Here is a 9,125-nt window from a genome sequence, read left to right as displayed (position 1 = left end):
GATGCCCAGCAGGTGCGTGCGGCGGTCAAGGCGGCGGAGGAGCGGTTCGGAGGAATCGACGTGCTCGTCAACAACGCGGGCCGCGGCTGGTTCGGGCCGTGCTCGGCACGGCCACCCCGGCGCTGGCGCACAACGTGCTGATCTCCTCGGACCCGGCGAACGGCTCGTCCGTCGCCGCCGGCCCGGCGAAGATCAGCCTGACCTTCGACCAGTACGTGCAGGGCGCGGACGTCAACCAGATCGCGGTGACCGGACCCGGCGGCGGCCAGTGGGCCGAGGGGCCGATCACCGTGGTGAACAACGTCATCAGTGCGCCCCTGCGGCCGCTCGGCCCGGCCGGGAAGTACACCGTCGGCTACCGGGTGCTGTCCGCGGACGGCCACCCGGTGACCGGTGAGCTCAGCTTCACGCTGACGGCCGCGGGCACCGGCACGCCGGCCACCGTCGACGCGGCGAGGTCGCCCGGCGGCTCCTCGTCGGCGTCCCCGCAGCAGTCGTCGTCCACCGGCGTGCCGATCTGGGTCTGGATCGCCGGCGCCGTCGTGCTGCTGGCGATCGGGCTGACCGTGGCGCTGCGCGCCGGCGGCAAGATCGAAGAGAAGAACTGATGACCCAGGCCGAGGCCACCACGAAGGTCCGCTACTCGACACTGCTCTGCGTCGTGACGGCGGGCCTGCTGGGCGCCCTCATCGGTGTCGCGCTGACCGCCACCGCCCCGGTCCCCGGTGTGGTGCAGCCCGACGCGGTGGTCTCGGCCGGCATCCCGGTCGTCCGGGTCCTGCTCGACCTCGCCGCGGTCACCACGATCGGGCTGGCGCTGCTGTCCGTGCTCGTCGGCTACGACCGGCCGAAGCTGACCGAACCGGTCATGCGGCTGGCCCGCCCGGCCGGCGTCGCGGCCGCGCTCGTCTGGGCCACCACCGCGGTCGTCGCGCTGATCCTGCAGACCGCGGAGTACAAGCCGGGTTCGCCGACGCTCTCGCCGTCGGACATCGGGCAGTACATCGCCGACGTCGGCGCAGGGAAGGCGCTCGTCATCGTCGCCGTGCTCGCGCTCGTCCACGCCGGCATCGGCGCGCTGGCGCTGCGGTTCGGCGAGAAGGTGCCCGCCGAGGTCCGGGTCGGGCTCGGCCTGTTCGCGCTGCTGCCGCTGCCGGTCACCGGGCACGCGTCGAACTGGAACTACCACGACTACACGATGATCTCGATGGAGCTGCACGTCATGAGCGCGGTCGCCTGGACCGGCGGCCTCGGCGCGATGACCGTGCTCCTGGTGGCGAACCGGACGCTGCTGGCGCACGCGCTGCCGCGGTTCTCCAAGCTCGCGACCCTCTGCCTGGTGATCTCCGCCGCCACCGGGCTGTTCAACGGCCTGGCCGAGATCTCGCTCAACCCGACCATCGGCTTCTGGGCGGCCATCTTCACCACGCCGTACGGGCAGCTGCTCGTCCTGAAGCTCGTCTGCACCGGCGCCATCGCGCTGCTCGGCGCGAACGTCCGCTGGCGCCTGATGCCGCGGATCGTCCGGCACGACCGCACGGCGCTCGCCGCCTGGGCGACGCTCGAGCTGACGGTGATGGGCCTGGCGTTCGGGTTCGCCGTCGTGCTGACGCGGGCGCCGGTCGTCGCCTCCTGAAACGTCGTCGCCGCAGGTAGGACCCGGTCCGAAGTCACGGCGAGTAGCTGCAACTTGCGCATTGGGATGATCCGGCATCCATTGGGGGTGACTGGTCGAGCCGAACTTTCTACCCAGAGCTGACCGCCTTTTGGATGCGACGAACGGTCATTTGCAGTCGGCGAATGCACGTGCAGCTTGTGGTGTCGATCACACCAAGTGACAGATGAGGGTCAGCGGTAACGCGTCCAGCGCACGTCCGTCCGGCCGTTCCGAAGATCGTCCAGACGGCGGAAGAGCTCGGGCCGCACCTGCGGCCGGCTGCGCAGGATGGGCAGCACGCTCGTCGTCAGCTTCAGCTCGCGGATGCCGCGGAGCACGGCAAACCCCGGCCACGACGTCACGTCGAAGCCGTACGCCGCGGCGAACGTCCGGTATGCCACCTGCGGGTCGCCGAACCGCTCACGGCCGACCGCCAGCGGCGTCAGGTCCCACTCCGGCGGGCCGACGCACGAGGAATCGAAGTCGCAGAGCACCGGCCCGTCCGGCCCGGGGATGACGTTGCCGGGGTACGCGTCGCCGTGGACCAGGCCCCTGGGCAGCGGAAACTCCAGCTCGGCCAGCTCGGCTTCGAGTTCGGCGCAGCGGTCGAGCAGGAACTCGCGGTCGGCGTCGCTGATCTCTTCGGCGTCGGACACCCGGGCCCGCACCGCGGCGAACGGCGCCCACTCGGCGAGGTCCGGCGGCGGGGGCAGGGCGTGCACCTGGCGCAGCAGCCGGGCCAGGTCGACCGACGTCGCCGCCCGGCCGATGCTCGGCACCTGGTGCCACACGGTCACCAGGTGCCCGCCCACCTCCAGGGGCTGCTCGACGTCGCCGAGGAGCCGGATCGCGGGGACGCCGTGGCGCTCGAAGTGCCGGGCCACGCGCACGACCGTGCCGACCCGGTGCCGCAGCTGCGTCGAGCCGACGATCCGGACCACGAAAGGCGCGCTGACCAGCGCGTACACCGCGTTGTTGGTGAACCGCAGCAACCGTGCGCCCGCCGGGTCGAAGCCCAGCAGCGAGCAGGTCTCGGCCAGCACGCCACGCAGCTTCCCCGAGGTGAACCGGCCGTCCAAAACCGCGCCGGCGCTCTCGGGGTCAGGCGGCGTAGAAAGCGTGGAGGCGGTCGGCGAGGTCACGGGCGTCGGCGTTGTTGCGGCGGCGCTCGGCCTCTTCCTGCAGGGGCCGCATCCGGTCCTTGACCCGCTCCGACTTGATGCCCTCGGCGCAGTCGATGGCCTTGCCGCCGACCTTGGCGCCGTGGTCGAGGTCGCCGTCGAGCAGGTGGTTGGTGGCGAGCGCGCTCAGCATGAACGTCTTCGAGCGGGCCATCTCGTCGTCGTAGGACTCGACGGCCCTGGTCAGCGCCGGGATCGCGTACTTCGTGTGCTCGGCGTTCTTCTGCGCGAGGACCGTGTGGACGGTGCCGACCATGGCGTAGACGTCGGTCTCGGTGAAGAACTTGACCCACGACTCGGCTTCGGCCAGGTTGGCGCGTTCGAACTCGTCCTTGCTCCGGCCGAGCAGCTTCACCGCCTGCTCTTCGTTGCCCATCATTGCGTAGGCCCAGGCTTCGTTCGCGCAGAGCACGGAGACGGCCAGCTCGGAACCGCTTTCCTGAGCGGCGATCTGGCCCAGCTGGAACAGCTTCAGCGCGTCGTTCGGGGCGTCCTGGTGCAGGTAGACGCGGCCCATGCGGTAGAGCACGTTGGCCACCAGCGGGTGGTTTTCGCCCTGCTTGGCCAGGTCCAGCGCGTTCGCGAAGTGGCCGCGGGCGGAGTCCATCAGGCCGGTGTCGAAGGAGGTCCAGCCGGCCAGCGAGTGGAGGTCGGCGAGCGCGACGTACAGCCGGTTTTTGACGATTTCCGTGCCGTGCGCCTCGAGCATCTGCTGGCCCCAGGACAGCTGGGCCACCACGGCGTCGCGGCAGAACCCGCCGCCGTACTGGTAGTCGAGCGCCCGCAGCGCCCGCGTCGCGGCTTCGACCTGGCGGACGTCGGTCATGCCGATGCGCCCGGGCGCCGGCGTCCTGGCCGGCCCGGCCGCCCAGGTGCCCGATTCCGGACCGAACACCGCCGCACCCATCGTGACCTGGGCAGCGTGCGCGAGGAACCTCCGTCGCTTCACGGACTCGTCCTCCTCAGCCTGCTGGCCGTCGGCGGAGCCGACGACCCGTATCGCCGTGGCCTCGTCGTAGGCGAGGCCCATGTATCCACGGGGGACGCCCAGGCCGTCGGCGATCCTCGTGAGCACGTCGTAGGCCATGACCTGGCGACCCTTGAGGATCTCCGACACCTCGGACTGGGACTGGCCGGTCATCGCGGCGATCTGGCGCTGCGAGACACCGTGCTTGCGCAGGAGCCGGTAAACGGCGCTGATCTCGCGCGACGCGAGAGCCGTTCTCATCTCCGGCTGCTCCCACGCGTCAGCGGGAACTGCGTGGCTCTGCCGGGCTTCGGCACTGCCACCGTTACTGGCGTCCATCGCGCCCCCTCCACTGTCCGGTCGGGCGTCTGTGAAACAGCGTAGGCAAACCTGCGGAACCGTGTGAACAGCCGAACTGGTGCCCTGATCGGTCGGGGCGAAGTCCGCTGACCGCTTACCGTGGAACCGAGCCCAGTCACCGCTATGACGCCGATTCCACCTTCTATCGCACTCGGTTTCACCTCACTGTAGTTGTCAGATCTCCGTCACCGGCCGCACACCGGTAGCGATCACGGAGAGCTACGAAAACCGCAGCGTCGTGACAAGGCGATGTTGCAGAAGGCATCTTCGGACACTTTTGACAGAGCGGAGAAGGGCGTGGAGTTCGTGGACTCGTTCGCAGGGGGACATGCCGGCACGGCGACCCGCGCCGTGCGGACGGCGATGGTCTCTCCCGCCCCCGCTGTCCGTCCCGTCACCCCGGCCGCCGCGGTGGACCCCCGCACCGCGAGCGTCCGCCACTACGAGGGCGGCCAGCTCGTGTGGCGCGTGCAGTGCGGCGACCTCATCAGCCGCGAACGCGCGGTGACGGTGTTCGTCGAAGACAACCAGGTGGTACTGGTCTCGCCTCCCGGTGAGACCGCGCGGCTGACGTCCGGCCAGCTCGGACAGCTGCGCGCCGCGCTCAACGAAGCCGCCAAGATGGCGGAAAGGTAACGGTGAGCTGACATGGATCAGGTACTCGGGCAGGTCCTCCGCAACGCGGTCTGGGAGCGCCTCGACATGCTGACCGACCTGGCGAACCGCGCCGACGCCCAGTCGCTCGTCTCGGTCGCGCGCTCCGAACTGCCCCGGTTGACCGAGGCGTGGCGCGCGATGCTGAAGATGCACGAGCCCGACGAGCGCGGCGACTGCCCGACCTGCTCGACCCGGTGGCACCGCTGCAAGGCGCCGTGCTCGGTCTGGCAGGTCGCGCACGAACACCTGGTGGCCGGCGGCCTGGCCCCGCAGCAACAGTCCGCGACGGACCGCCGCCTGCAGGGCCGCCGCAAGAGCCCCGTCCCGGCCCACCCCGCGCCGCCCTCCGCGGCCGAGACCACCGGTCGCCACGCGCTCGTGAACCCGCGCCGAGCGGTCACGGCCTGACCCCCTGAACCGGCGAGCCGCGGCCGGCCGATCGCCCCATCGGACCCGCGTCTGCACTCGCCCCGGCCGAGGACTGTTTCGCCCGCACCCCCGAGCAGCGCGAACCAGTCCTCGGCCAACACCCGGTCCCCACCGCGATTAATCGAAAAAAATCCGCGTTAGGCCTAGCCCAGGCGGTAATCCCCCGCTAGATTGATCAACACAAGCGGTATGGACCACTGGTTCACCCGCTCTGTTCGCCCGAGCGGCCCACGAATTCCGCGGGCCGGTGCCGTTGCACTCCCCTCCCCCGACCGGCACCGGCCCGCGGTTCCACGTCTAGCGAACCGCCTTCACGCGCAGCACGAGCACCGCGGCCAAGAGCGTCGCGATCGCCGAAGCCGCGAAGAGCCCCGGATATCCGCCGAGGTAGGCGAGCACCAGCGGCGTCACCAATGGCGCGACCACCTGCGGCAGCGAGTTCGCGATGTTGATGATGCCGAAGTCCTTGGCCCGGTTCTGCGCCGCGGGGAGCACCTGCGTCAACATCGCCAGCGCGACCGCCATGTACGCCCCGAAGCCGACGCCGAGCAGCGGGGACGCGGCGAGCGCGACCGGCCAGCTCTGCCAGACGACGAGCAGCAAAGCGGCCAGTGCCATCACTCCGGAGGCCACCAGGACGTACGGCTTGCGCCGTCCGGACTTGTCGGAGAAGTGCCCCGCGAGCGCGGCGCCGGCGACGAGCGCGACACCGTACAGGCCCATCATGATCAGCAGGCCGTTCTCCGGGTCCGGGTAGTGCACCGCGTCCTGGAGGAAGAACAAGAGGTAGAGCGTGCCGAACGCGTTGCCGAGGTTGATCATGAAGTGGCAGCTCCACGCCCACGCGAAGTCCGGGTACTTCCGGGGCGACACCCAGAAGTCCCGCAGCACCTGGCGCAGCACCCACGGCGGCCGGAACTCGACCGGCAGCCGCGCGTCCGGCGTCCGGAGCACGAAGAACGCGGCGCCGATCACGACGATCCCCGCGCAGACCGCGTAGGCCAGCGGCAGCCCGGCCATGCCGAGCACGACGACGACCACGACCGCACCCAGGACCGTGCCGAGCATCTGCGCGATGCCGACGAGACCGCCGACCACGGCCAGCTGCCCCACCGGAACCCGATCGGGCAGGGCGGCCATGAGCGCGGCGAGCATGCCGTTGAGGCCGCCCTGCACGAGGCACCAGCCGACGATCATCACGACGACCGTCGGCGCCAGCGCCAGCACCGCCAGCCCGACGGCGGCGACGATCGCGCCGGCGACGGTCCACGGGTGCCGCCGGCCGAACCGGGAGCAGGTCCGGTCGGACAGCAGCCCGATCGCGGGGTTGGCGACCAGCGCCACCGCCGCGCCGAAGCCCATCACCACCCCGAGCACGGTTTCCTTGTTCACGGCGTCGAGCAGCTCGGCCTGCTTCGGCAGCAGCACCTGGATCGGCGCGTAGACGCCCAGCCAGAGCGCGATGTTGGCGAAGAACAGCAGGCTCATCCAGCCGGGCCGCACCCGCACGGTGGGTTCGGCGAGCGCCTCGGGGACCGCCTGGGTCGTTTCACTCATTCCGCACCAGCTTCCGGTACCAGTGGAACGAGTCCTTCGGCGTCCGCCGCAGGGTCTCGTAGTCGACGTGCACCAGGCCGAAGCGCGGCGCGTAGCCCTTGGACCACTCGAAATTGTCCAGCAGGGACCAGCAGAAGTAACCACGGACGTCGACGCCGGCGTCCATCGCCTCGCGCAGCGCGACGAGGTGACCGTGCAGGAAGTCGATGCGTTCGGGATCGTGGACACCACCGTCTTCGGCGACTTCGTCGGCGAAGCTGCAGCCGTTCTCGGTGATCTGGATGGGCGGCAGCTTGTCCTGGTAGCGGTGGTGGAAGTCCAGCAGCAGTTCGCGCAGGGCGTGCGGGACGATCGGCGAACCGTTCGTCGTCATCGGGTAACCCTCGATGTCCCGCAGCTCGAAGGGCAGCGGGTTGCCAGGGCCGGGCATCGCGACACCCTGCGGCTCGTAGTAGTTGATGCCGTAGAAGTCGAGCGGCTGCGCGATGGTGGACAGGTCGTCGGCGAATCCGGCGGGCAGGTGCGGGTGCAGCTCTTCGGGGTAGGTGCCGAGCAGCATCGGGTCGGCGTAGAGGCGGTTGAGCAGCGCGTCGAGGTAGGTCGCGGCGTCCTGGGCGTCGTCGTCGGCGGGCCAGATGGGCGAGTGGTTGTTGGCCGTGCCGATGTTCGTGGCACCCGCCGCGCGCAGAGCTTGGATCGCGAGGCCGTGCGCGAGGTTCTGGTGGTGCGCGGTGGGAATGGCGTCCAGCAGCAGGACCTTGCCGGGCGCGTACTCGCCGATGCCGTAGCCGAAGATGGACATGACCATGGGCTCGTTGAGCGGAATCCACAGTTTCACCCGATCGGCGAAGCGCTCTCCGAGGATCCGGGCGTACTCGGCGAAGCGCTCAGCGGTCGCCCGGGAGAGCCAGCCGCCGTCGTCTTCGATGGCTTGGGGGGTGTCCCAGTGGTAGAGCGTGACGGCGGGAGCGATCCCGGCCTCGCAGACGGCGTCGATGAGCTTGTCGTAGAAGCCGAGGCCTTCGGGGTTGGGCGCGCCCTTCCCGTCGGGCTGGATGCGCGGCCAGGCGATGGACATCCGGTAGGCCCCGACGCCGAGTTCCGCCATCAGCGCGATGTCTTCGGGGTAGCGGTGGTAGTGGTCGGCGGCTACGTTGGCTTGTTCACCGCGGGCGATCTTGCCCTCGGTCGCGGTGAAGGTGTCCCAGATGGACGGTCCGCGCCCACCTTCGCTGGTGGCGCCTTCGATCTGGAACGCCGATGTCGAAACACCCCAGAGGAAGTCGGGCGGGAAGTTCGGGTTCTGCACCGGCTGCTGACCCCTTCGTCAGGGCACCCGTACGGGTGAACATGAAAAGTTCTCATATACTAGGTCGTCACTCGTCCGTGGGGAAGCCCGTCGGCACGATAAAGTCCCAGATCAGACGAGGAGGAGCGCCGTGTCCGACATCCAGGCCGCGAAGGTGCCGGCGGAAGCCACCCCCTTACGCCGCCAGCCGGTCCAGCAGCGAAGCGCGAAGAGGGTCGAGCAGATGCTCGACGCGAGCGCGGCGTTGATCGACGAGCTCGGTTACGACGCGCTGACGACGACTTTGATCGCCAAGCGGGCCGGGGTCGCCGTGGGTTCGCTGTACCAGTTCTTCCCGGACAAGAGAGCCGTGGTCCAGGCTTTGACGGCCCGGAACCTCGAGCGCTTCGTGGGCGCGGTGAACGAGCGCCTCAAGCAGCTGGGGCCGGAGCACTGGTGGGACGTCGTGGACTCGATCCTCGACATCTACCTGGAGATGCACCGGACGGTACCCGGGTTTTCGAAGGTCCACTTCGGCGACATCATCGACCGCCAGCTGCTGGACGAGACGCGCGACAACAACGCGGTGATCGTGGATTCGCTGACGGATCTGGTGGCCACACAGGTGGATCGGCCGGTGGAGGATCTGCGGTTCGCGATCACGATCGCGAACGAGGTCGCGGACGCGCTGATGAAGCTGGCTTTCCGCCGCGAGCCGAGCGGCGACGAGAAGATTGTCGCCGAGGCGAAGTACGTGGTGAAGGGGTATTTGGCGGCTCGGTTCGGGGAGCGGTCGTAGGGCTGTCCACAGGAGTTGTCCACAGGTAGGCACAGCTGTGGACAACTGCGTGGATTCGGGGTGGGTTGTCAGTGGGGGCCGATAGACTGGAAGTGGGGGTTCCCCCAGGGAGGGCGGGCGCGCGCGTGTGCGTGTGTGCGTGTGTGCGCCGGGGCTCCTGGGGCTCCCTGGGCTCCCGGGCTCCCCGAAGGTCGCGAATGACTCATTCGGGACGTCGGAGGTCCCGAATG

The 9,125-nt window shown here is 69.6% G+C and carries 10 protein-coding genes; 6 read left to right on the top strand and 4 right to left on the bottom strand.

Annotated elements, in window-relative coordinates:
- The first annotated feature begins 12 nt into the window (after nucleotides 1-12).
- The 3 genes from ACWDN5_RS45150 to ACWDN5_RS45140 are packed head-to-tail and all read left to right on the top strand — an operon-like array spanning nucleotide 13 to nucleotide 1,636.
- The gene (locus ACWDN5_RS45150; protein WP_449680605.1) at nucleotides 13-141 is read left to right on the top strand and encodes an SDR family NAD(P)-dependent oxidoreductase; all 129 of its coding nucleotides are present in this window, start codon (nucleotides 13-15) and stop codon (nucleotides 139-141) included.
- Nucleotides 99-608 (top strand): copper resistance CopC family protein, encoded by a 510-nt coding sequence (locus tag ACWDN5_RS45145; protein WP_449680604.1) that lies wholly within the window; start codon nucleotides 99-101, stop codon nucleotides 606-608. The genes ACWDN5_RS45150 and ACWDN5_RS45145 overlap by 43 nt, the downstream gene beginning before the upstream one ends.
- Entirely contained in the window at nucleotides 608-1,636 is a 1,029-nt protein-coding gene (locus ACWDN5_RS45140; protein WP_310968266.1) for a copper resistance D family protein, read from the top strand. Before ACWDN5_RS45145 ends, ACWDN5_RS45140 begins: the two co-directional genes overlap by 1 nt.
- A gap of 212 nt (nucleotides 1,637-1,848) precedes the next feature.
- Here ACWDN5_RS45140 and ACWDN5_RS45135 read toward each other — a convergent pair whose 3' ends face one another.
- Nucleotides 1,849-2,736 (bottom strand): phosphotransferase family protein, encoded by an 888-nt coding sequence (locus ACWDN5_RS45135; protein WP_310968513.1) that lies wholly within the window; start codon nucleotides 2,734-2,736, stop codon nucleotides 1,849-1,851.
- Nucleotides 2,737-2,758: 22 nt separating this feature from the next.
- Entirely contained in the window at nucleotides 2,759-4,144 is a 1,386-nt protein-coding gene (locus ACWDN5_RS45130; RefSeq protein ID WP_310968267.1) for a helix-turn-helix transcriptional regulator, read from the bottom strand.
- A 318-nt stretch (nucleotides 4,145-4,462) separates the two neighbouring features.
- Between ACWDN5_RS45130 and ACWDN5_RS45125 the strand changes: the two genes are divergently transcribed.
- Both ACWDN5_RS45125 and ACWDN5_RS45120 read left to right on the top strand, forming a co-directional pair.
- Nucleotides 4,463-4,801, top strand: coding sequence for a hypothetical protein (locus tag ACWDN5_RS45125; RefSeq protein WP_176173770.1), 339 nt, complete (start codon nucleotides 4,463-4,465; stop codon nucleotides 4,799-4,801).
- A gap of 12 nt (nucleotides 4,802-4,813) precedes the next feature.
- Complete coding sequence (locus tag ACWDN5_RS45120; protein WP_449680602.1) at nucleotides 4,814-5,230, top strand: hypothetical protein; 417 nt, start codon at nucleotides 4,814-4,816, stop codon at nucleotides 5,228-5,230.
- A gap of 318 nt (nucleotides 5,231-5,548) precedes the next feature.
- On the opposite strand, the gene ACWDN5_RS45115 is transcribed toward ACWDN5_RS45120, so the two are convergent.
- Together ACWDN5_RS45115 and ACWDN5_RS45110 are read right to left on the bottom strand one after the other, a co-directional pair.
- Nucleotides 5,549-6,808: an MFS transporter gene (locus ACWDN5_RS45115; protein WP_449680601.1), complete on the bottom strand. Its 1,260-nt coding sequence runs from the start codon at nucleotides 6,806-6,808 to the stop codon at nucleotides 5,549-5,551.
- On the bottom strand, nucleotides 6,801-8,117 hold the full coding sequence (locus ACWDN5_RS45110) for a GH1 family beta-glucosidase (RefSeq protein ID WP_449680600.1): 1,317 nt from the start codon (nucleotides 8,115-8,117) through the stop codon (nucleotides 6,801-6,803). Before ACWDN5_RS45110 ends, ACWDN5_RS45115 begins: the two co-directional genes overlap by 8 nt.
- 130 nt (nucleotides 8,118-8,247) lie before the next feature.
- On the opposite strand from ACWDN5_RS45110, the gene ACWDN5_RS45105 reads away from it, so the two are divergent.
- Nucleotides 8,248-8,895, top strand: coding sequence for a TetR/AcrR family transcriptional regulator (locus ACWDN5_RS45105; RefSeq protein WP_176173773.1), 648 nt, complete (start codon nucleotides 8,248-8,250; stop codon nucleotides 8,893-8,895).
- Nucleotides 8,896-9,125 lie beyond the last annotated feature (230 nt).

The organism is Amycolatopsis sp. NPDC003731 (genome assembly GCF_053586895.1).
Note: the sequence above shows the minus strand (reverse complement) of the source record. Positions and strands in the feature narration are given on the sequence as shown.